Annotated in this window: 21 protein-coding genes; 2 read left to right on the top strand and 19 right to left on the bottom strand. The window is 46.8% G+C overall.

The features are described from left to right. Positions 1-222 precede the first annotated feature (222 nt). The gene (ade, locus tag J3A84_RS04630; RefSeq protein WP_207598844.1) at positions 223-1,956 is read left to right on the top strand and encodes an adenine deaminase; all 1,734 of its coding nucleotides are present in this window, start codon (positions 223-225) and stop codon (positions 1,954-1,956) included. 73 nt (positions 1,957-2,029) lie between these two features. Here ade and J3A84_RS04625 read toward each other — a convergent pair whose 3' ends face one another. Together J3A84_RS04625 and J3A84_RS04620 are read right to left on the bottom strand one after the other, a co-directional pair. Beyond that, positions 2,030-2,512: a hypothetical protein gene (locus J3A84_RS04625; RefSeq protein WP_207598843.1), complete on the bottom strand. Its 483-nt coding sequence runs from the start codon at positions 2,510-2,512 to the stop codon at positions 2,030-2,032. 168 nt (positions 2,513-2,680) lie between these two features. Then, entirely contained in the window at positions 2,681-4,117 is a 1,437-nt protein-coding gene (locus J3A84_RS04620) for a DEAD/DEAH box helicase (protein ID WP_207598842.1), read from the bottom strand. Positions 4,118-4,534: 417 nt separating this feature from the next. Here J3A84_RS04620 and J3A84_RS04615 point away from each other — a divergent pair, with 417 nt between their 5' ends. Next, a complete protein-coding gene (locus J3A84_RS04615; protein WP_207598841.1) occupies positions 4,535-5,401 on the top strand; it encodes an aldo/keto reductase in 867 nt (288 codons plus the stop codon). 130 nt (positions 5,402-5,531) lie between these two features. Here J3A84_RS04615 and J3A84_RS04610 read toward each other — a convergent pair whose 3' ends face one another. From J3A84_RS04610 to J3A84_RS04530, 17 genes are all read right to left on the bottom strand, one after another. Next, positions 5,532-6,218 (bottom strand): transaldolase family protein, encoded by a 687-nt coding sequence (locus tag J3A84_RS04610; protein ID WP_207598840.1) that lies wholly within the window; start codon positions 6,216-6,218, stop codon positions 5,532-5,534. Positions 6,219-6,290: 72 nt separating this feature from the next. Next, positions 6,291-6,947: an aspartate/glutamate racemase family protein gene (locus J3A84_RS04605; protein ID WP_207598839.1), complete on the bottom strand. Its 657-nt coding sequence runs from the start codon at positions 6,945-6,947 to the stop codon at positions 6,291-6,293. A 15-nt stretch (positions 6,948-6,962) separates the two neighbouring features. Beyond that, complete coding sequence (locus J3A84_RS04600) at positions 6,963-7,877, bottom strand: sugar phosphate isomerase/epimerase family protein (RefSeq protein ID WP_207598838.1); 915 nt, start codon at positions 7,875-7,877, stop codon at positions 6,963-6,965. Positions 7,878-8,002: 125 nt separating this feature from the next. Then, on the bottom strand, positions 8,003-9,004 hold the full coding sequence (locus tag J3A84_RS04595) for a 4-hydroxythreonine-4-phosphate dehydrogenase PdxA (RefSeq protein ID WP_207598837.1): 1,002 nt from the start codon (positions 9,002-9,004) through the stop codon (positions 8,003-8,005). Between the two features lie 90 nt (positions 9,005-9,094). Further along, a complete protein-coding gene (locus J3A84_RS04590; RefSeq protein ID WP_207598836.1) occupies positions 9,095-10,078 on the bottom strand; it encodes a Bug family tripartite tricarboxylate transporter substrate binding protein in 984 nt (327 codons plus the stop codon). A 33-nt stretch (positions 10,079-10,111) separates the two neighbouring features. Next, positions 10,112-11,653, bottom strand: coding sequence for a tripartite tricarboxylate transporter permease (locus tag J3A84_RS04585; RefSeq protein ID WP_207598835.1), 1,542 nt, complete (start codon positions 11,651-11,653; stop codon positions 10,112-10,114). A gap of 12 nt (positions 11,654-11,665) precedes the next feature. Next, positions 11,666-12,112, bottom strand: coding sequence for a tripartite tricarboxylate transporter TctB family protein (locus J3A84_RS04580; RefSeq protein WP_207598834.1), 447 nt, complete (start codon positions 12,110-12,112; stop codon positions 11,666-11,668). 23 nt (positions 12,113-12,135) lie between these two features. Beyond that, positions 12,136-13,287 carry a glycerate kinase family protein gene (locus J3A84_RS04575; protein ID WP_242694003.1) on the bottom strand — a complete coding sequence of 384 codons (1,152 nt, stop codon included), beginning with the start codon at positions 13,285-13,287 and terminating at the stop codon, positions 12,136-12,138. 23 nt (positions 13,288-13,310) lie between these two features. Beyond that, positions 13,311-14,270, bottom strand: coding sequence for a D-2-hydroxyacid dehydrogenase (locus J3A84_RS04570; RefSeq protein WP_207598833.1), 960 nt, complete (start codon positions 14,268-14,270; stop codon positions 13,311-13,313). An 18-nt stretch (positions 14,271-14,288) separates the two neighbouring features. Continuing rightward, positions 14,289-15,185, bottom strand: coding sequence for a sugar phosphate isomerase/epimerase family protein (locus tag J3A84_RS04565; RefSeq protein WP_207598832.1), 897 nt, complete (start codon positions 15,183-15,185; stop codon positions 14,289-14,291). 48 nt (positions 15,186-15,233) lie between these two features. Beyond that, positions 15,234-16,175, bottom strand: a complete 942-nt coding sequence (locus J3A84_RS04560) for a transketolase family protein (RefSeq protein WP_207598831.1) — start codon at positions 16,173-16,175, stop codon at positions 15,234-15,236. Then, on the bottom strand, positions 16,175-17,002 hold the full coding sequence (locus J3A84_RS04555; RefSeq protein WP_207598830.1) for a transketolase: 828 nt from the start codon (positions 17,000-17,002) through the stop codon (positions 16,175-16,177). Before J3A84_RS04555 ends, J3A84_RS04560 begins: the two co-directional genes overlap by 1 nt. A 26-nt stretch (positions 17,003-17,028) precedes the next feature. Beyond that, positions 17,029-17,859 (bottom strand): sugar phosphate isomerase/epimerase family protein, encoded by an 831-nt coding sequence (locus tag J3A84_RS04550; RefSeq protein WP_207598829.1) that lies wholly within the window; start codon positions 17,857-17,859, stop codon positions 17,029-17,031. A 17-nt stretch (positions 17,860-17,876) separates the two neighbouring features. Continuing rightward, positions 17,877-18,533, bottom strand: a complete 657-nt coding sequence (locus J3A84_RS04545; RefSeq protein WP_207598828.1) for an FCD domain-containing protein — start codon at positions 18,531-18,533, stop codon at positions 17,877-17,879. Positions 18,534-18,763: 230 nt separating this feature from the next. Beyond that, positions 18,764-19,402: a GntR family transcriptional regulator gene (locus tag J3A84_RS04540; RefSeq protein WP_207598827.1), complete on the bottom strand. Its 639-nt coding sequence runs from the start codon at positions 19,400-19,402 to the stop codon at positions 18,764-18,766. Positions 19,403-19,764: 362 nt separating this feature from the next. Continuing rightward, positions 19,765-21,000, bottom strand: a complete 1,236-nt coding sequence (gene apgM, locus J3A84_RS04535) for a 2,3-bisphosphoglycerate-independent phosphoglycerate mutase (RefSeq protein WP_242694001.1) — start codon at positions 20,998-21,000, stop codon at positions 19,765-19,767. Between the two features lie 31 nt (positions 21,001-21,031). After that, on the bottom strand, positions 21,032-22,483 hold the full coding sequence (locus tag J3A84_RS04530) for an SLC13 family permease (RefSeq protein ID WP_242693995.1): 1,452 nt from the start codon (positions 22,481-22,483) through the stop codon (positions 21,032-21,034). Positions 22,484-22,510: the final 27 nt, after the last annotated feature.

Genomic DNA, 22,510 nt, shown 5'->3' with positions numbered 1-22,510 from the left:
TAGATCTGAACTGGCTGTATCAGCCAGTTCATTTTCTTTTCCAGGATCATTTTTCCAGTCCTCTTGCAGGAAACTGCACCCTACTTTAGGACGGACAAGTCAGCTGACTTTCATAATGAGACAGGGATTCCATAAAATTTGCACAATCTTCACTGTCGTTCATTGACACGTTAATATTATTACACTATAGTACTAATAAATATCAAAGAGGAGATGAATTGTTTGAATAAAGAAAAGCTCCGATCCCTGATTGATGGGGCCAGCGGAAAAACCCCCTGTGATCTGATCCTGAAAAACGGCAGAGTTCTGGATGTGTTCAGCGGAGAAATTCTCAGTGAATCCGTTGCAGTGAAAGACGGCATGATCGTGGGACTGGGTCCTGCCTATGCTGGAACCGTAGAAGTGGATCTTCAGGGCGCCTATATCGTTCCTGGTCTCATCGACGCCCATATCCATATAGAATCCACCCTGGCCACACCAAAGGAATTTTCAAAGGCAGCCACAAAGCATGGCATCACCACTGTCATCATGGACCCCCATGAAATCGGGAATGTTCTGGGCACGGAAGGACTCACCTATATGCTGAACGCCTCGGAAAATCTTCCGGTGGATTTTCAGATGATGCTGCCCTCCTGTGTGCCCGCCACAAGACATGAGACATCCGGTGCAGTGCTTTCCTCTAGAGATCTTGCTCCATTTTATGATCATGCCCGGGTATCCGGCCTTGCTGAGGTCATGGATCTGCCCTCTGTGAGAGAAACCTCCGATGATATGATGGAGAAACTGCTGGATGCACAGAATCATCGAAAAACCATCGATGGACATGGCTCCGGCCTGTCTTTCATGGACAACAATATCTACCGCACCGCAGGAATCAGAACGGACCATGAATGCACCACCCTGGAAGAAGCCAGCGACAGACTGAAGAAAGGCTTCTACATCCACATCCGGGAAGGTTCCGTGGCCAAGAATTTCGACGCCCTAATCCCTCTGGTGAACAAGAACAATCACAGAAGATTCACCTTCTGTACAGATGACATCTATGTGGATGATCTTTATGATCACGGCAGTATAGACGCTATGGTGAGAAAAGCCATGGAAAATCAGCTGGACCCCGTCGATGCTGTCAGAATGGCCACGCTGAATCCTGCTGAATGTTACGGACTCAGCCGAAAAGGTGCTGTGGCCCCTGGCTATGAGGCCGATCTTGTGATTCTGGACAATCTGGAAGCCTTCACCATCCGCTCAGTCTACAAAAACGGGAATCTTATCTGGGACAAGGAGACCCTGGTGTATGACTATCCGGACAGCGATGTTCTGGAACCGGAAAACACCATAAAGCTTCCTGATTTCACAGAAGAGCATCTTGCCATCCGAACCGCCACCGGCATGCTGAATCTCATCGAGATTCAGCCCAACAGTCTTCTGACCAGTCATCTGACCATGAACTATGAAAAAAACCGGAATTTCAGACCAGATGCTTCAGAAGATCTGGCAAAGCTCTTTGTCATGGAAAGACATGGCAGAAACGGCAGCTTCGGAAAGGGCATCGTCAAGGGCTTCCATATGCAGAAGGGCGCTGTGGCAACGACCATCGCCCATGACTCCCATAACCTGGTGGCGCTGGGAATGAACGACGAAGATCTGATTCTGGCTGTGAAGAGAATCGAGGAAATCGGCGGTGGCATCGTCATCGCGGAGGACGGAAAAATCCTGGCTGAGCTGAAGCTTGAAATCGCAGGGCTCATGTCCAGTGCGCCTCTGGAAGCAATCAGTGCAGATCTGAAAAAACTCCATGCTGCATCCAGACTGATTTTTCAGGATATCCGGTTCAATCCCTTCCTTACCCTCTCCTTTCTGACCTTGCCGGTGATCCCCGAGCTGAAAATCACCGATCAGGGGCTTTACCATATGTCGGAAGGCCGGTTCATCGGAGTCGATGAAATCCTCCCCTAGAAGAATCTGAACTATGGCAAATTGAAAATCCTGGAAAAGCGGATCTGCTCTTCCAGGATTTTTATTGAACTTTTTATTCTCTGATATAGTTCTTGTCTTTAGTAGGTTCATTCTCAGGCAGGCTGTTTTCTTCCGCCAGCAGTATTTTCAGCTCGTTTTCCATAAACTTGTAGAGCTTCTCCCAGCTGACCACCTTGAAGTTATGCTTTTCATCAATCATGGAAACAGCGGAAAATTCCTCTTTTCCATCCAGTTTTCGAAAGAGAACGTGAACCCCCTTGTAATCCAGCACCAGGACGCGATCTGCACTCATATAACCCTGACTGAGCAGGTCATAGGCGTTGCAGAACTCACACAGATAGCGGATGAGTGTCTCACCCATACTGTCTATGCTGGTGACGGAATATTTCCCGGTAACCCAACGATACCATCCGTCATGGAGATTGACGAAATTGAAAAACTCATTATGATTCTTGAGCAGACGCCGTAATGAAGCAATATCGATTTTCCTTTTTTCCTCTAACAATTCTCTTCTTTCGTTATCTTTGACTTCCATCCTTTTCACCCCAGGTATTATAATATTCTAAAAATTCTTATACTTAGTATACCATACTTCCGTGTTTCCTTTAATAACGTAAAGCAAACAATATGTTAAACTATTGGAGATGTTTTCTGGATGGATAACATATAATAAAGGTGTATGGAAAAACCATACACCTCATACTTATTCTTTTCTGGCTTTTTCCACTCTGAGACTCTTCCCTTTGATCTTTCTTTCCGAGAGGCCCTTCCTGGCGATTTCTCCTTTTCCGTTCATGATGTCGATGTAGGAACCCTGCTCCAGCACTTTGATGATCCCGATGTCATCCGGCTCGATACCTTCGATGGCATTCAGCGTGCCCACGATATCAAGCGGTCTGATTTTCTTTTTCTTTCCGCCATTGATATAGAGCTTGGTGATGTCCGTATGGGTGACCTTCTTTCTGGGTCTGTTTCTTCTGAGGTTCTTCTGGAACTCTCTGAATCCGTCTTTCCCGTTTCTGTAGGTCTCATAGTCCATATGACTGATCTCCCCCAGGGAGGATCCGATATACTGCTCCACTTCGGACACCTTTCTCAGATCGTACTCCGTGATGAAGTAGATGGCCAGACCTTTTTTGAAGTTTCTGCCTGTTCTGCCCTTGCGATGGACATAGCTTTCCTTTTCCACCGGAAAATCATAGCTTAAGGAAATATCCAGATCCGATACATCTATTCCTCTGGAAGCCACATCCGTGGCCACCATATAGGGAATCTCCTTGTTTTTGAATCTTTCCATGGCCTTCAGCCTGTCTTCCTGCATCATTCCGCCATGGATCTTCAGTGCATCGATATTGGCCCCTTCCAGTCTCTTCTGAAGTCTGTCGCATTCATCCTTCGTATTGACGAAGATGATCATGCCCTGGGGCTTTCTTCCGTAAATAACGGAAAGAAGTGCTTTCCACTTGTCCTTCACATCCAGCTCATAATGAAGGGCTTCGATGTTGAGCTCTTCATCCCTGGCTGCCTCGATGATCCTGAAATCCGATGTGATCTCTGAGGCCAGTTCTCTCACGCTCTCTGTGATGGTGGCGGAGAACATCATGGTCTGCTTCACATTCTTCAGATGCCGCACGATCTCCATGACTTCATCGGTGAACCCTCGATCCAGAAGCTCATCCACTTCGTCAATGATGAGGTGCTTAATGGAGGACACATCAATGGTCCCTCTCTTGATATGATCCAGAACCCTTCCCGGGGTTCCACTGATGGCCTGATGTCTGCTTTTCATGGCGGAGATCTGCTCCTGGAACGGCTGCTTTCCGAATACGGCTACACAGGAAAGCTTCTTGTATCTTCCCAGCGTATCGTACTCGTTTTTGATCTGCAGGGCCAGTTCTCTGGAAGGTGCCAGAATCAGTGTATTGGCATTACTTTCCTCCCAGGAGGTTCTCTCCAGAATGGGCATGAGAAAGGCGATGGTCTTTCCGCTTCCGGTGGAGGAAGAGCCCAGGATATTTTCTCCGGCCAGGGCCACAGGACCCACTTTCTCCTGTATTTCTGTCAGTTCCTTGAAACCCAGACTCTCAATGGCCTTGAGGATTTCGCTGTCTATATTGAGACTTGTAAATTTTCTGCTCATTTCTTCTCCTTGTTTTCCACGGTTGTGATTCTCTTCTTCTCTTTTTTCGCAGTCCGTATTTTCCGCAAAAAAATATCTCACCTCACGTGAGAACAACCTTCACTTTTCCAATCCAATGGGACGCAATGTTTCTACTTATTATATGCTAAGAACCATTCAGTTGCAAATGAAATCCGCAATTTCTCCATGTAGTGCTTTTCAGAAAAGGGCCAGAGCATGCATCGCCTGGCCCCTTTTTCCTCTCTTATCTGAAATCCTGTCCTTCATTTCATTTTGTCCACTTCCGTGAGATCAGGGTTGGCTTCCACATTTAGTGATGTACATAGGATTTAATCTTAATATAACTATAATTATTATATGCAAACCACTTCTTGCTCCCTGAATTGAATGTTATAATATGAATAAAAGGAGATTTTTATGGATAACTATACATTAGCCAACGGCGTGCAGATCCCCAGCATCGGTTACGGCACATGGAAGAATGTGAAGCCCGAAGAATGCGTGAATGGAGTGAAATTCGCCCTGGAACTGGGCTTCAAACACATCGACTGCGCAAGAGTCTATGCCAATGAAAAACTGGTTGGACAGGGTATTCTGGAGAGTGGGGTTTCCAGAGAAGACATCTTCCTCACAAGCAAACTTCGCAACAGCGCCCATGGTTACGAGAACGTCAGGAAAGAGGTGGAGGCGACCCTTGCAGACCTTCATACGGATTACCTGGACCTGTACCTGATCCACTGGCCTGTAGTCGCCGGACATCAGGAGGACTGGCAGAGAGATAACCTGGAGACCTGGAAAGCTTTCGAGGAGCTTTATGAGGAAGGAAAGCTGAAAGCCATCGGTGTCAGCAATTTCTCCGTGAATCATCTGGAGAATCTGGTGGAGAACGCGAAAATCCCTCCCATGGTCAATCAGATCCTCATCCATCCAGGGGTTCTGCTCACGGAAGATATGGAGTACTGCAGAAAACATGGCATTCTTCTGGAAGCCTATTCCCCTCTGGCACCCCTTTCCGCTTTGACGAGAGAGGAAACCTTCCGCAGCATCATGGCCCGTCATGACAAATCCCCTGCTCAGATTCTCCTGCGCTTCATCCTTGAGCTGGGCGCACTTCCTCTGACAAAGACCATTCATCCCTATCGCATGTCAGAGAATCTGCATGTGTATGATTTTTCACTGTCCAAGGAGGAGATGGATTTTCTGAAAAGCTGGTCTCATCCTGATTTCGCGCCCAGAGATAACCAGAAGGAACGTCCGCCTCAGGCACTGGATGCGAAGATCTAACCTAATAGCAAAGCGAAGAGCGCTCCGCCCATGCAAATTCTACAGCTGAATCCTGCAATCATAAAAGTAGCCCTGCCAGAACCAGTAAAACTGGTCCCTGACAGGGCTGCTTTCTTATCTTTTATATCAATCAGTCACATACGGTGTTGTTCCAGGCATCACAGAATATGCCCAGTCCCTGGTTTGTGAAGGGGTGGCGGAAACTGTCCTTGTAGACCTCTATTCCAGCCGTCACGATATCCGCCCCCGCCAGAGCACAGTCCACCATCTGCTTGGGAGTTCTTATGGCCGCACAGATGATTTCCGTTTTTCCTTTGAATCCGTACTGCTCATAGATGGTACAGATGTCTTCGATGTATTTTCTGCAGTCTTCTCCGTTGGATTCCTTCCAACCTATGAACGGGGACACATACATGGAGTGGTTTTTCCCTGCAATGATCGCCTGGGCAGTGGAGAACACCAGCGTGAGATTCGTCCTGATGTTCATCTTCTCCAGTTTCCTTGCGGCTTCAATGCCTTCTTCTGTACAGGGAATCTTGATCACAAAGTTACTGCAGAGCGCTGAGACTTCCTTACCCATTTCAATCATTTTTCCGGGGTCTGTGAGATTCGGATCAATCTCCACAGAGATCGGAAAAACTTCCTTGCCATCCAGTCCTTCCTCTTTCACCCAATCGGATATGTCACGAAGAAAAGCGTAAAAGGATTTTCCGCTGTTCATGACATGCTTCGGGTTCGTGGTCACACCGTCAATGCCGAAAGTATGATAGGCGAATTTGATTTCGTCGAGCTTTGCACTGTCTAAAAAGTATTTCAAGTGGTTTCCTCCTGCCGATTTATTCTTTTGTCTATTTTCTCATTCAGTTCTGTTCAGGTTATCCGATGGACATCATCCAAGAATATGGGATCTGATTTCCTCCAGGCACAGATCCGGACTGGAGAGCACCCGGATCCCTGTGATCTCTTCGATCTTTTTTTCCAGATGCGCCATGGAAGCCTGGGCGAGAACGATACAGTCCACCTCTGTGATGGATTCCGCCAAAGAAAGAAGGAGTGCATCATGCTTTTCCATGTCATTCTCTTTCAGCGCCTTGAACGCCTCTCCATGGACTCTGGTCTCAAAACGGATATCCTTTCCGATGCTTCGCGCTTCCTTTTTCAGCTTCTCCAGCGTCGGGCTGATGGTGCTTTCCGCTGTGGCAAGAATCAGGATTCTTTCTCCTGTGGTCACAGCCTTTCTGCCCATGGCATCATCGATGGCGATGACAGGCACAGAGAGGAAGGGCCTGATCTGCTCCACAATGGGGGTCAGTGTAGAGCAGGTGACCACAATGAGGTCTGCTCCTGTAAGCTCCGCATTCTTCAGATCATGAAACAGCCTTGTTTTGTTTGTGGCTGTGAATTCACCCACCTCATTGGGATGAATGGCAAGATAATCATCCAGAAGATTATAGATTTTCACCTCTTCCTCCAGAACCGCCCTCACTTTGTCATCAAAGCTGTTTGCCACACTTTTCACTGTGTGGATCAATGCAATACTCTTCATGCGCTTCTTCTCCTTTCAGTCGATCAGTTCCCAGGCACTGTTCAGTGTCCGCTTCGCGTTGGCTATGACCATCTCACTGTCTTCCTTCCCGAAGGGCTTCACTTCAAAACTGACGATATTCCGGTTCTCAGGATGAAGATATCCGATTTCCATCAGTTTTCTGAGATACTCTGCCAGTTCCTCCACATCATTCTCTCCCCCAGGAAATCCGAATCTTGGGTGGGTATCCCCATATCCAGGAAGATTTTCATCGCTGATGACCGTGTTTCCCATATGGGCATGAAGCACATACTCTCTGATAGGATCGATGTTTTCATCCAGCGTTTCATGCAGCATCGGTATATGACTGAGGTCGATCAGAAGACCGAAGTTGTCATACTCCTTCGTAAGCGTCTCCGCCAGGCGCTTTGCCCGATCGGCAGGTCCGATGAGAGACTTCTTGTCTATATCGTAATCAAACACTTCCAGTGTAATGGGCATGTCCCCTTTTTCCTTGGCATAAGTCAGGATTTCCCTGCTGGATGCAAGAAGCGCCTGAAAGGAATCCTCCATGGTTTCCTCTTCATACTGACCTGCCAGATAGGAAAAACCTTTCGCTCCGATTTCATAGGCTTCATCGATGCCCTTCTTCAGAATATCCACCGCTTTTCTTCTTTCTTTCTCATCCAGATGATTCACATTCAGACCGTTCAGAAGCAGCAGTGGCTGTCCACCGTAGATCACTTCCATATGTCCGCAGGCGATCATTTCCTTTGCTTCCTGCCTTACTTTCGGATCTTTGATGTGGGTGATCTCCACCACATCGAAGTAATCATCCTTCACCACTTTCCTGAGACTTTCCAGAATAGGACCTTCTCCGCCTGCCAGTCCGTTGAAGGCCATGTGCAGAATAATGCCCACCTTCATATATCTTCTCATTGATTTCATCATCAGAACCCTCATTTCCCTCCATTATTAGCTTTCTCTTCCTAATATGCTCCGATTCATCGAATCTCATGAAATGCACTTGAAAATGAATGAAGTGGAAAAGCTCCACCTCATATCACTGTGCTGATTTATTTCATCAGGTTTGCAGCCATCTTTGACGTCATGATCACCGCATTTTCAAATGCGGAAGTCTTCACGATTCCTTTGCCGGCTATGTCAAAGGCTGTGCCGTGGGCACAGGTGGCTATAGGTGCTGGAAGACCGCCCGCTATGGTGATGCCCTGATCGAAGCCTTTCAGTTTCAGAGCAATCTGACCCTGGTCATGATACATGGTCACGACACCATCGAAATCTCCATTGAATGCTTTGATGAAGAGAATATCAGAAGGGTAAGGACCGCTGGCGTTGACGCCTGCTTCTTTCACCTTCTCGATGGTTGGCATGATCACATCGATCTCTTCTCTTCCACACTTGCCATGCTCTCCTCCATGAGGATTCAGCGCCGCAACACCCAGTCTCGGATTTTCGATCCCAGCCGCCTTCAGTGTTGTGTTTGCCAGGGTGATGGCTCTGGTGATGGTGTTTTCCGTAAGATGCGCACTCACATCCTTGATGGGGATGTGACTTGTGGTTCTAGTGGTATACAGATTGGATACGTAGTTGATTTCTCCGAAGGGTGCGGTATGTTCAAAAAGATGGGCAAGATAATGATGTTCACTCTCATATTCACAGCCTGCAGCAATCATGGCAGCTTTATTCAGGGGTGCAAAACAGAATCCGTGAATTCTATCTTCCTTATACAGGTCTGCAGCCAGCTTCAGAAGATCCAGAACCGCCTTTCCGCTTTCTTTGCTGAGCTCTCCGTAGTTCACTGCTGCTGGATCGAGATTTTTCTGATCCAGAACCGGAATGCCCTTTTCCCATGTGGCTTCCTCGATGCGCTCTATGATCTCCATCTCCACTTCGACATCAGATGCTTCAGCACCTTTTTTCAGCACTCTGGCATCACCTAGCACAACCGGTCTGCAGTATTCACTGTAGAAATCTCTCGCTGCGAGTTTCGCGATGATTTCCGGCCCCACTCCTGCAGCATCTCCTACTATAAGTCCTATGATTGGTTTCTTCTTCATGATCTTCCTCCATTCTTTTGTCATCCGCTGTTTCAGAGTAAAGATAGGTAAATCTTCATTCACCTATCTCATTCTCTGATCTTCTTAAATTTACTTGATGCCGTTGGCAGCCATAAAGTCTTTCTGATACTGCATTACATAAGTTGTCGCATCAGCGCTGTTCTTGAAATCCGGTACAAGTTTGTTCTTGTCGATGTAGTCGTTTGCCCACATGTCAGTTCCGGATACCTTTTCAAGAGCTTCAGTCCAGTAAGCGACTGCAGCATCACTCATTTCAGCAGGTGCTGCCACGCCACGCCATACAGGAATCTCGACATTCTCATAGTCGCCGATTTCGCTGAGTGTAGGTGCGGATTCCAGGTTGCCTGTGTATCTTTCATTGGCAAGAGCCAGTACTGGAATCAGAGATCCGGCTTCCACATACTGTGTTGCGGCTGCAGGCTTTGACAGTACGAACTCCACGTGTCCACCAAGAGCTGCTGTGATGGCATCACCTGTGGAATCATGGGTGATGAACTTCATGTTGTCCTGTGATACGCCGATTTCTTCCACCATGGCTTCATAGGTTGCGATGTCGTCTCCCTTGGAACCGCCGATTACAACGCTTTCTCCATTCTTTGCAGCCTCGATTGCATCAGCAAAAGTCTCATACTTAGTATGTTCGCCTTTGAAGATCAGCTGTTTGTCCACAGCCATGATGCCTATGATCTTGAAGTTTTCTGCACGGTTCTTGGTGTTCTGAACCATTGGCATCAGGTCACCACTGTTGAAGGTAAGCAGAGTATTATTGGCTTTATCGCCCTTCAGGTTCGCAACTTCATTACGACCGATTTCTCCACCACCATCTGTCTTGTTGGTTACAACGAATGTGGACTCCGTGATTTTCTCCGTTGTCATGATGTCACTGATCATTCTTGTAAAGATGTCACTTCCGCCACCTGGGCTGCTTGTAACAATCCATGTCACATTTGATGCAGGTGAGTATGTGCCTGCATCCTCTTTTGCTCCACACCCAGCAAGTACAGTAGATAATACAAGTGCCCCAGTAAGTAATGCGATTAGTTTCTTTTTCATTGTTTTCCCCCTAAAATTTTGATTTATATAATGTTAAATTATATCTTTTTTATCTGTCTGATCCTCTTTTCCCTTGTGCGCTTCAGACTTTTTGAAGATGCTTCTCACGATGGGTACGATGATCAGTGAAAGGAATATGATCATCAGGAAGAGCGTAATGGGTCGTGTGAAGAAGATATTCAGGCTTCCTCCTGAGATGATGAACGCTTTTCTCATATTCGATTCCAGCAGCGGTGCAAGGACAAAGGACAGAAGCATCGGTGCTACAGGGTAACTGTTCTTCTGCAGGAAGTAACTGAATATTCCTGAGACCAGCATGACGAAGACACCATACATGGAATAAGTGGTACTGTAGGATCCCACAACACACACAACTGTGATGATGGGAATCATGTATTTGGTCGGTACGGCGATGATCTTCGTCAGAAACGGAATGATGAGAATTGCAATACCCAGTGTGATGAAGTTCGACAGGAAGAGCGATGAGATCAGTCCCCATGCGAATTCCGGTTCATTCTGAAACAGCAGTGGTCCTGGACTTAATCCCCACATCATGAGGCCGCCAAGTAGAACTGCTCCAGTACCGGAACCAGGTATGCCCAGTGCCAGCAGTGGCGCAAAGGCTCCAGCCGCCGCTGCGTTGTTCGCCGCTTCGCAGGCCGCGATGCCTTCTATGGCACCTGTTCCTAGAGGTTCTTCGTTCTTGAACTTCTTCTGCATGGCATAGCCCATGAAGGATCCGGTGGTAGCACCCGCTCCCGGCAGGACCCCCACAAAGGTTCCTAAAAAGCCGGAGCGCAGTGCAGGCGGCAGTAGTCTTCTGAAATCATGCTTCGTGAGCCAGCTTCCTTTTATGGAAAGCTTGGTATCCAGATTCTTGTCCGGCATCTTATGTCTTTCATTGACCAGACTGATGACCTGGGAGAATCCGACGGTACCGATGACAAATGGTGTAAATGGTATTCCACCGAGGAGATACATATTGTTGAAGTCATATCTCGGTGCTCCGGAAAGGGTATCCATACCGATGCTGGCAATGAGGATCCCCAGCATGGTGATGAGAATTCCCTTTATGGGGTTCTCTCCCACCAGCCAGCTGATGGAGGTCATGGCGATGAGTAGAATGGCCGTCATCTCAGATGGTCCGAATTTCAGACCGAGATCCGCAAGGGCAGGACCCGCGAAGGTCAGGATGATCATGCCGATGGTTCCTCCGATGAAGGAGGCCATGTTGGCTGTGAAGAGGGCCTGTCCCGGCCGCTTCTTTTTCTTGGCCATGGGATATCCGTCAAGAGCCGTCATGACTGCCGGAGAATCTCCGGGTATATTCAGAAGGATGGCACTGAAGCTTCCTCCGTACATATTGGAATAGTACAGTGCACCCAACATGATGATGGCTGTCGTCGGATTGAACTTATAGGTCAGAGGCAGAAGCAGTGCCACCCCGGCAAGAGATCCGATTCCAGGCATGGCTCCGACAATGAGTCCCAGTACTGCACCCAGAAGTGCTGCACCGATGTTCAAAGGGGAAAGTGCCACAAGAAATCCATTAAGAAGTAATTCGATATTTTCCACTTATTTTCCCCCCTATCCTACGACATATTCCAGCAGTCCCAGAGGAAACTGAATCCCGAGCCACATGCCGAATACGCCGATGGTAATGAAAAGTGCGATGCCCATGATGACGGCTGTCATTTTCCAGCTGATTTTCTCAAACACTCTCAGCCAGATGAGTAGATACACAATGATTGTCGGAACAAGTCCGATGATGAAGGTTCCTGCGAAAAGTCCGACCCCTCCAAGAATCACCATGAATTCATCTTTGAAGTATTTCGCCTCTCCTTCTTCTTTCAAGGAAAGAACAAAAGATGCGATGCCTGCAAGGATCATGACAATGGCCATGATGGATGGAAAGAACCCTGGACCTGGACCATCGACCCAGAATCCGAGCTGGAAGAAACCAACCAGTGCAAAGAGTGCACCTAAGGCTATGAAAAGTAACGGTATGATTTTTTTGGTATTTGATTTTAACATCTGTTTTCCCCCGAACTTCTGATTTATTGATCCAATAGTCTCATGATCTGCTGCGCTGTCTGGATCAGGTTCTTCCTTGCCACTTCCTTATCCATCGCCTCCTCCAGGGAAACGATTTCATTGAGGATGGAGAAGCAGGCATGGATGCCCATACTGTTTAAGGTATCCACATCCCGGGATACGCTTCCTCCCAAGGCGATGACCTTGACTCCGTATTTTCCCGCAAGCTGCGCTACCCCACCAGGCGCTTTTCCCATGGCGCTCTGGGCATCGATTCTGCCTTCACCTGTGAAGACAAGATCTGCATCCTGAAGGTCTTCATTAAGGCCTATGGCTTCCAGGACCAGGGTGATGCCTTCCTTGAGTTCCGCTTGAAGATAGCCAAGAAGCGCGAATCCGAGCCCTCCGGCAGCTCCTGCCCCCGGATGATTCCTGAAGTCCTTGCCGATGGTTTGTGCTGTCACATCCGCATAGTTTCTCATCCCCTCTTCCAGAAGAGGCTTCGTGTGCTCTGTGACACCTTTCTGAGGTCCGTATATGGATGTCGCTCCATTGGGTCCCAGGAGTGGATTGTTCACATCACAGGCCACCTGGAAGGATGCCTTTGAAAGCAGTGGATGGACATGTTCCGTGCTTACGCTTCTGATTCTCGCAAGACCTTCTCCATCGGGAGAAACCCGTTCTCCGTCCTGGTCCAGAAAGGCGAATCCAAGAGCCGTGAGCATCCCGATGCCACCGTCATTGGTGGCGCTTCCGCCGATGCCCAGAAGAAACCTTCTGCATCCTTTTTCCAAGGCATCGATGATCATTTCTCCAAAACCGAATGTACTGGTCTTCATCGGATTCTTTTCCTCTTCTCTGATCAGGGTGATGCCCGAGGAGGATGCCATCTCCATGATGGCCATCTTCTCCTTCCTGAGGTACCCGTATGCAGCATGCACTTCTTTCCCTAAAGGACCCTGGACAGGAATCCTGATGAACTCTCCTCCATATCCCGTCACGAATGCTTCCGTGGTTCCTTCTCCTCCGTCTGCCAGAGGCTTGACGATGACTTCATGAGCTCCCGCTTTGAGGATTCCTTCTTTTATGGCTTCCCCGGCTTCCAGAGAAGTCAGGCTTCCTTTGAAGGAATCCACTGCCACCACAATTTTCATCTTATCATCACTCTCCTTCATCCTTCAGGTTTTCCGGTGTATTTTTAGAGATTGACCACATTGATCGGTGAACCTTCAGCATATGCTCTCAGATTGTCCACGGCGATGTCCATGAGTCTCTGTCTGGATTCCTTTGGTGCCCATGCGATATGTGGAGTGATGTAGATGTTCTTCGCCTGAAGGAGGGGATTATCAGCCTTGATCGGTTCTGTTGAAACCACATCCACACCAGCTCCGCTTACCTTGCCGCTGTTCAGCGCATCTTTAAGATCTTCTTCCACAATCAGAGGTCCTCTGCTGGTGTTGATGATCTTGACCCCATCTTTCATTTTTGCGATGTTGTCTTTATTGATGATTCCTTCTGTTTCCTTGAATAGTGGACAGTGCAGAGAGATGAAATCAGATTCGCTGAAAAGCTCATCAAGCTCCACATATCTGCAGGTATCTGTTACAAGCTCTGGTCTTTTATACGCATCGTAGGCCACAACCTTCATGCCCAGTGCCTGGGCGATTCTGCCGGTACCCTGTCCGATTCTGCCGAATCCGATGATGCCCATGGTCTTGCCTGCAAGTTCTATGAGCGGATGCTTCCAGAAGGTCCAGTCTTCATTGTTGGTCCATTCACCGTTTTTCACGGCTTCTGAATGTTCCCCTACGTGGTGGCACATCTCAAGGAGCAGCGCGATGGCAAACTGTGAAACAGCATCTGTTCCATAAGTTGGAATATTCGTCACAGGAATGCCTCTTTCTCTGGCAGCATCCACATCGATCACATTGTACCCTGTGGCCAGTACGCTGATGAATTTCACATTGGGGCAGGCATCAAGGGTCTCTCTGGTGATGGGGGTCTTGTTTGTGTAGACCACTTCCGCATCCCCGATTCTTGCCACCACATCTTCCGCTTTTGTTCTGTCATATACGGTAAGCTCACCGAACTTAGCCAGTTCGTCCCAGGACAGGTCTCCCGGATTTTCTGTATATCCGTCTAATACTACAATCTTCAATTCAATTTCCTCCTATTTCTACTCTTCAACCAGTGCCCAGGCACGTCTCAGTACGCGCTTGGTGTTCGCCATGATGATGGCAGGATCTTCGTCTTTCCAGGGCTTGACTTCAAAGGATAGCACATAGGGGTTCTTCGCATTGAAGAAGCCTTCTTCCTTCAGTACGGTCAGGAAATCAACCAGTTCTTCCACATCGTTTGCACTGTCCGGGAATCCGAATCTTGGGTGCTGGTCTCCATAAGCCTCAGCGCCTTCCTTCACCACGGCATTTCCGATATGGAAATGACTGATGTAAGGTCTCAGTGTCTGAATGACGAACTTTGACGTTTCATAGGTGGTGGGGAAGTGGGAAAGATCCACCATCAGTCCGAAGTTGCCATGGGTTGTTCTCATATCCTGGGCAAACTTCGCCGCATAGGGAGCTGGTCCGATGAGGGCCGCTTTGTCCATGTCGAAATCAAATACTTCCAGGTTCACATTCATATCCAGTGTCTTTGCATAGTCGCACACTGCTCTTGTGGTTTTCAGAAGCTGTGCATAGGCTTCATCCTTCGTTTCCTTCTCCCATTTTCCTGAAAGGAAAGCTATGGCTGTAGCACCAAGTTCCTTTGCTTCATCCAGCGCTTCCATGAGCGTAGCTTCCGCTTTCTTTCTTTCCTCTTCCTCGATGGCATTGGGATTCAGCTTGGGTCCAAGGATTCTTGGCTGTGCTCCGTAGCATACCTTGAGATGGGACTGTCTTAGAACTTTCTTTACCTCTTCTCTTACTGCATCGTCTTTGATCTGTCCGATTTCCACAGCATCGAAGAAATCATCCTTCGCTATGGTCTTTATGCTTTCCAGCACATCCAGACCTGCATAGCTCATGAACTGGATGGTTCCGATCTGGAAATATTTATGTATAGATTCTCTCATATCTTGTCCTCGCTTTCTTTCTTCCCGTAACTTTTTTCACATTTTAAACTATATTTTTTTCTTTGCTATGGCTTCCTTGGCCTTATCCCGGATGGCTTCGGGACTGAATCCGTATTTTTCAAGAAGCTCGTCATAATCACCGGACTCCGCAAACTCTGTTGCCCCGACAAACTCCATGGGTGTTGGACATTTTGCAGATAGCACTTCCGCAACGGCACTGCCGAGACCTCCATAGATGCTGTGTTCCTCCACGGTCACCACTGCACCGGTCTGTTCCGCTGCATCGATGAGGATCTTCTCATCGATGGGTTTCACCGTATGAATATTCAGCACCTTTGCGCTGATGCCTTCTTCTTTTAGAAGCTCTGCCGCTTTCAGAGTATTGTGCAGTATGGTTCCTGTGGCGATGAGTGTCACATCTTCTCCATCTCTCACCTCTACACCCTGACCGATCCTGAAATCATAGGACTCATCAAAATATACAGGCGCTGCTGCTCTACTCAGTCTCAGATACACTGGACCGTCAAACTCGGAAATGGCTTCCACCGCTTTCTTCGTTTCCACAGCATCACTGACAGAGACGATGGTCATGTTCGGTATGGATCGTATGAAGGCCATGTCGGTGATGGCCTGATGACTTGCACCATCATAGGAGTCAGATAGTCCTGCATAGGTTCCACACAGCTTCACGTTCATGGAATCATAGGCGATGAGTGTCTGGATGGGATCGATCCCGCGGGTGGTCATGAATACTGCAAATGTATTCACAAAAGGAGTGAACCCCTGGGTTGCAAATCCTGTGGACATGGAAACCATATTGAATTCGCTGATGCCCACATTGAAGTATCTATCAGGAAATTCCTTTCCGAAAAGAATGCTCTTGGTGGACCCCCCTACATCCGCTTCCAGTACCACGATCTTCTCATTTCTTCTGCCAAGGTCCTGCAGGGCTTCACCATAAGCATCACGTATTGCGATCATCTTTCCCATTAATTCTGCCCTCCCAGTTCCATTTTCGCTTTCTTGTATTCCTCTGGTCCGATGGGCTTGCCATGCCAGATGTTCTTTCCTTCCATAAAGGAGACGCCTTTTCCTTTTACGGTTTCTGCGATGATGATGCTGGGTCTTTCTTCCGACATCTTTGCTTCATCCACCGCATTGGAGAAGGAGGCGATGTCATGTCCGTCACAGCGGATCACATTCCAGCCGAAGGATTCGAATTTCGAACCGATGTCTCCGATGGTCATAATCTCTTCCAAGGTACCATCCAGCTGGACACCATTGTTATCCAGAATCGCGATGAGGCGATTGGTCTTGTATTTGGAAGCTGCCATGGCCGCTTCCCATATTCCACCCTCCTGAACCTCTCCGTCTCCCAGGAGCACATAGGTATAGGCATCACTTTTCTTCATTCTTTCACCAAGGGCCATGCCAAGACCTGCACCAAGTCCAAGTCCAAGAGGACCTGCTGAAAGCTCAACGCCAGGCGTCTTATGCGCACAGGGATGTCCCTGCAGATGACTGTCGGTCTGCCTCAGCGTCATGAGATCCTCCTTGGGGAAGAACCCTCTTTCCGCCATGTTGATGTAGAGCATGGGGCAGGCGTGTCCTTTCGACAGGATGAACCGGTCTCTCCCCTCCGCCTTCGGATTTTCCGGATCGATATTCAGCTTGTCAAAGTATAGTGTTGTGATGATTTCCGCTGCAGATAGGGAACCACCTGGGTGTCCCGTCTGTATATGATGCAGAATATCCACAAGATCATTTCTGAACTTCAGGGTCCGTTCTTTCAGTTCCAGTACTTTTTCTTCCGTCATTTCCTTTCTTTCCTCCTTTGTTCCTTCTATTTCTGATATACGGCATTCAGTATGGGTCTCAGGTGCCGTATGGACTCTCTGGCTGCCACTTCCTGATCGGGAATCTGAAAGATCTCCGTGGAGTAGGTTCCGTCATACCCGCATTCTCTGAATGTCCTGATGATTTTTTCAAAATCCAGACCACAGTGTCCTGGATAGCGTCTGTTGTTATCCGCCAGATGCACATGGATGTTATAGTCCTTGTAGGCTCTTATGGCATCGTAGATGTCTTTCTCTTCCAGATTCAGATGGAAGATATCCATCATGAGTCTGAAGTTTTCCTCATCCACATCCTTCACCATCTGAAGTCCTTCTTCCAGTGTATTGATGAAATTGGTCTGCATGATCGTCACAGTCTCCAGTGCGATTCTGACCTTTTTCTCCTGTGCATAGATGCTGATCTCTTTGAACGCGGCCACCGCCAGGTCCCAGGTTTCCTTTCTGGATAAGACCTTATTGTACTGTCCTCTGATTCTTCCGATGTTGATGTCTGAACCCAGAAAACCTGCAAAATCGATGATTTCTTTTGTGCGCCTGATGGCTTCTTTCCTGATTTCCGCATCCGGATCCGTATAGCTGAGCTTCAGCTGGCCGAAGATCTCCCCCGTGCAGACCAGAGCGGCTTTGAGATGATACTTCTCAAGAAGACTCTTTACCTCTTCCCAGTCAAGCTCCTTCGGGTTCAGCGTCATAAGCTCTACCCCGTCATATCCCAGCGCCGACAGATCCTTGAAGCTTTTCTCCAGAGGTCCCTGATACGCTGTCACGGAATCGTCTATCTTCACATCCGGTGTCGCCACCTGATAACATAACCTCATGCTTTTCTCTCCTATCCCTAAATTATTTCAGCCAGTTCTTCATAGGAACTGAGCAGTTTTCTCATGGCTTCAATATCCTGAAGTATGAACTTCATGGCTTTCGCCTCATCTCTTCTGGAGATGGCTTCAACCAGTTCATAATGATCTTTCAGAGATCTTTCCACTTTCTTCTCTGTCCAGTGCACAACGCCTGTACGTGTGTAGGCGAAGAAATCCTGAATATCATCTATATATTCTATGAGCTTCTGGTTATCGGATACCTGAGCAATGAACTTATGAAGTTTACTGTCCAGCTCACTGGCCTTTCCGTAATCTCCGCCTCTAAGCTTCAGACTGAACTCCTGATAGATGCTTTTCAGCTCTTCCACTTCCTCATCACTGATCAGAAAGCAGCACATCCTAACAGACAGCTCTTCCAGAACGATTCGGATATCCAGCATCTTCAGCAGCTCCTCTTTCGATATTTCCGCTGCGAATATTCCTTTTCTTGGCCTGTTTTCCACAAACCCTTCCGCAATCAGCCTGTTGATTGCTTCTCTCACAGGTGTTCTGCTGACGCCGAATTCCTTTGCGATCTCCTCTTCCCAGATCCGCTCACCCTGTCTGATACTGCTACTCATGAGCTTCTTCTTCAGCTCATGGTAGACAAATTCCTTCAACCCTGATATTTTCACTTCATGCACTTCCCGTCTACCCATTTTAATCAACTTATAAATTATAATGTATAATGTATACTTTATAATCTACTGCTATTATACATGAATCTTTCAATTCCGCAAACCTTTTCAATGAAATTTCTCAGAAATTATTCGATTTCAGTTATTGAATCAAGAATTCTGATATTTATGTTCAATTTTTGACCCATAAAAAAAGGATGCCACTCATGTGCATCCTGATGGATTTTCTATTCTACTTCGCTCAGATATTCTCTCATAGATTCAATGTCTTTTCTGACGATTCCGATGGCCCGCTCTTCATCTTTGTTGGCTATGGCTTCCACAATCTTTCGGTGTTCTTCTATAGACCGCTCCACCTTCTTGTCTGTCCATTTGATGTTGTACCCTCTTGTATAGGCGAAAACGTCCTGAATATCATTAATATAGGAGGAAAGCTTCTTATTGTCCGCTACCTCTGCAATATACCGATGAATCTTACTGTCCCACTGACTGGCCTGGATGAAATCTTTCTTTCTCAGCATTTTCTCCAGATTCTTCATGATCTCTTCCAGTTCCTCGATCTGCTCTTCACTGATCTTTTCACAGGCGAGCCTGATGGCAAGGCTTTCAAGAGCAATTCTCACATCCAGCATCTTGGCCAGTTCATTTTTTGAAATCACCGCGGCAAAGACCCCTTTTCTGGGCCTGTTCTCTACAAATCCTTCCGCCACCAGCTGATTGATGGCTTCTCTCACAGGTGTCCTGCTGACCTCCAGCTCCTCTGCGATGACTTCTTCATATATTCTTTCACCTGGACTGATCACATTGCTGATCAGCTTCTTCTTCAGTTCATGATATACATATTCCTTCAATCCTGAAAACTTCATTTTTTCCTCCTCGTCAGTCTGTCGTCTCCGACTTTATGACCTGAATCTCCCTCGCTGAAGCACCTTATATTATACTACTCAGCTCAGATTACATTCGTTACGCTCTTCACTGCTTACATTATAACCAATGTTCGTGTAAATGATAAGAACAATCTGTCGATAATCTCTATAACCTCATCATATAAGTAATATCTTCATGGATGAAAAGAAGTCAGACAGAATAATTCACAGGCAATGGAAATTTCATCCTATTGAAGAAACACCATTATAGCTCAGAGAACCAGTGCAAGCACTGGCTCTCTGAGCTCATTTATTATTGCTTTGATTACTACAGTCTTTACTCAAGTAACTTTACCTCTACATCAATTACCCTGTTTTTTCGTTTTTTCCATATAGTCAAATAGGGTCTGTATCAGCTCTGTCCCCTTTATTCGTCCATTGCCTCCATGGCTGCATTCCAATTCTCCATATCTATTCGATCTGTCCTTTCTTATCCCGCTTCCATAAAGTAACAGAGGCACCGGATCACCACTGTGTTCGCCTCGCTCACAAGGTGTAGAATGATCTCCAAGAACAGCAAGAATGGTATTCTCCATATCTTCAGGAAGAAAATAATCAAAAAGGTGATCAAACATTTCAATTGCTTTCGCTTTTTCTTTCGGTTTATTATCATGCCCCATCAGATCAGGAGCTTTTACATTGACTGCAACAAACTCGTTGTATTTAAGGGCTTCCTTGATTAATCTGGCTTTCATTTCAATATCAGTATCCAGGTTTCCTGTTAAGTTCTCGTGCGTATAGGTATCATAACCTGCAATTCGCGCAACACCTAGAACCGTCCCTTCAGCAGCTACGCAAGCTCCCTTAAATCCATATTTTTCTGAAATGGGAGTCAGTTCAGGCATTTGCCCTGCACCTCTAAGCAATAGAAAGTTCGCTGGCAGTAAACCTTCTGCTATTCGCTTTTTGTTTATCGGATGGTCTTTTAATATGTTATGTGCTTGAAGAATGAACTTGTTCAGAACCCTTGCGGTCTTTACTGCCGCATCAGACTCATCCATAGCTTCTGATAGAAGAGATGGTGTTATCCCATCGATTATTTTAGGGTCCGAATCACTGATGTTTGAACTTAATCCATGGCCACGAAGTACAAGTACGCATCTATGTTCAGTGGCTTCTTTAAATAAGATCTGAACACCCTCTATCTCCTGCCCATTGATCGCTTCAGCCAGCTGTGAAGTATCCTTTCTGATTCTCCCTGCTCTCCTATCCACAACATTCAAGTCCTCATCGACTGTTGCAAAATTGCACCGTAGCGCTACATCACCAGCCATCAGCCATATTCCTGCTCCTGCTGCTTCAATTGGTCCTCTTCCTGGATAATCATCAGGCTGGAATCCAAATAGAATCATATGACCCAAATCGGTTCCAACAGGTACGCCTGGACTGAGAATATCAACTAAGCCCGTGGCTCCATCTTTTGCATATCTATCCATATTAGGAGTATGAGCAAACTCTAATGGTGTCATTCCATTAAGCTCTTCACATGGACGATCTCCAATTCCATCTGCAACAGCTAGTATTATTTTTCTTTTCATGTTATCTCCTCCTGGCATCACCTATCTTTAATCAATACAGAAACTGCAGCCAAGTAAAATATGTAAGTGATATCCCTACTGAACCTACCGCACAAGCCAGCAATCCTAGCTTAAGCTGATCGGTCACTGTGAAGTATCCGGTTCCGAAATACAGAGCATTTACTTTTGAGTGTGGAACTAGCGTTATCGTATAAGCAATGCCAAAAGAACAGGCCATCGCTATTGGTACTGGATCCATGCCTATTGTCTGAGCCAATGTTATGATCGTTGGAATAAGAATCGTTGTTCTTACAGTTTTACTGGTGAAAACCATATGACTAAACACTGTAGTAAAAATCAGTATGAGCGCTACCAGACTGTGATTCATACTCTCCAGCCCGAACTTTTCCACCAGGCCACCAATCATCCATCCTGCTCCACCCGTATCATTAAACGCATTTCCTACGGCATAGGCACCTGCTGAGAAGACCATCAGGTCCCACTTGATATCCGCCTGTTTCCATTCCAGAACACCAATACCTGGAAGTAGACATAGGAGCATACTGATGACGGCTGTCTGTTCAGTACTGATTTCGAATCCAAACCAGGATTCCTGATAATTGCCTGTTGCCCATGAAAGTATGGTAAAAGCAAATATGAGTGCAGCTCTTTTTTCCTTATCTGATATAGGTCCAAGTTCTTTCAGCTGCCTCTTCAGAATTTCTTTTGACTCTGTGAGACCATCCAGTGAATTTTTCACTTTATAGATTTTATATCCGATGAAGAACATTACAATCGCACTGAATATGGCTTGAGGAATAGAGCCCATCAGCCATTCCATATACCCCATTCTTGCTCCAGTCATCTGGTTGATGAAACCTATTGCCAGCACTTGAGCTGAAGTGGCGGTCATGACCATTGAAGTCGCAAATGCGTTATTCTGGACTCCTTGTAACGTCATAAGTTTACCCAGCTTGCTCTCTCCTGGTATCTGCTTATAGACCTCCAGCAATACCAGTACAAGCGGAACAAAAAGCGCTGCTCTTGCTGTAGTGGAAGGGACTAGAAAAGCCACCAGGAAGTTCGCCAGCATAAAAGCGGCTAATGTTCCTTTAGGCGTTGTACCTAACTTTGTTACCAGTGTGAGCGCTAAACGTTTACCAAGATTGGTATGGTTAATAGCAGAAGATAGTACAAATGCAGCCACCATCAGCCATATAATATCAAATCCCAACGTACCAAATGCCACTTCCTGATCTTCTACCACATTCAGAAGTGGCAGTATGAGTATGGCAATGATAGACGTCTGATAAATTGGAATCGGTCGTGCGACCCACATGATCAAGGCAAACAGAAATATCCCCATCGCTCTTTGACCTTCTACAGTGATACCTTCCATTGTTGGAGCGAGAACAAAAAACATCAGCACAGCCACAGCGAGCACTGCACCTATGATCCCTTTCATTCTGTCTCCATTTTTCTTTACAGTATTTTTTTTCTCCAAAACTACACATCCTTTCAATAATATTCT

This window comes from Proteiniclasticum aestuarii (assembly GCF_017368455.1).
Taxonomy (GTDB): domain Bacteria; phylum Bacillota; class Clostridia; order Clostridiales; family Clostridiaceae; genus Proteiniclasticum; species Proteiniclasticum aestuarii.
Note: the sequence above shows the minus strand (reverse complement) of the source record. Positions and strands in the feature narration are given on the sequence as shown.

Excerpts from the sequence above, each read along its gene's own strand:
- J3A84_RS04625 (WP_207598843.1), bottom strand. The coding sequence starts at position 2,512 with ATGGAAGTCAAAGATAACGAAAGAAGAGAATTGTTAGAGGAAAAAAGG.
- J3A84_RS04620 (WP_207598842.1), bottom strand. The coding sequence starts at position 4,117 with ATGAGCAGAAAATTTACAAGTCTCAATATAGACAGCGAAATCCTCAAG.
- J3A84_RS04615 (WP_207598841.1), top strand. The coding sequence starts at position 4,535 with ATGGATAACTATACATTAGCCAACGGCGTGCAGATCCCCAGCATCGGT.
- J3A84_RS04605 (WP_207598839.1), bottom strand. The coding sequence starts at position 6,947 with ATGAAGAGTATTGCATTGATCCACACAGTGAAAAGTGTGGCAAACAGC.
- J3A84_RS04600 (WP_207598838.1), bottom strand. The coding sequence starts at position 7,877 with ATGATGAAATCAATGAGAAGATATATGAAGGTGGGCATTATTCTGCAC.
- J3A84_RS04595 (WP_207598837.1), bottom strand. The coding sequence starts at position 9,004 with ATGAAGAAGAAACCAATCATAGGACTTATAGTAGGAGATGCTGCAGGA.
- J3A84_RS04590 (WP_207598836.1), bottom strand. The coding sequence starts at position 10,078 with ATGAAAAAGAAACTAATCGCATTACTTACTGGGGCACTTGTATTATCT.
- J3A84_RS04580 (WP_207598834.1), bottom strand. The coding sequence starts at position 12,112 with ATGTTAAAATCAAATACCAAAAAAATCATACCGTTACTTTTCATAGCC.
- J3A84_RS04575 (WP_242694003.1), bottom strand. The coding sequence starts at position 13,287 with ATGAAGGAGAGTGATGATAAGATGAAAATTGTGGTGGCAGTGGATTCC.
- J3A84_RS04565 (WP_207598832.1), bottom strand. The coding sequence starts at position 15,185 with ATGAGAGAATCTATACATAAATATTTCCAGATCGGAACCATCCAGTTC.
- J3A84_RS04560 (WP_207598831.1), bottom strand. The coding sequence starts at position 16,175 with ATGGGAAAGATGATCGCAATACGTGATGCTTATGGTGAAGCCCTGCAG.
- J3A84_RS04555 (WP_207598830.1), bottom strand. The coding sequence starts at position 17,002 with ATGACGGAAGAAAAAGTACTGGAACTGAAAGAACGGACCCTGAAGTTC.
- J3A84_RS04550 (WP_207598829.1), bottom strand. The coding sequence starts at position 17,859 with ATGAGGTTATGTTATCAGGTGGCGACACCGGATGTGAAGATAGACGAT.
- J3A84_RS04540 (WP_207598827.1), bottom strand. The coding sequence starts at position 19,402 with ATGAAGTTTTCAGGATTGAAGGAATATGTATATCATGAACTGAAGAAG.
- apgM (WP_242694001.1), bottom strand. The coding sequence starts at position 21,000 with ATGAAAAGAAAAATAATACTAGCTGTTGCAGATGGAATTGGAGATCGT.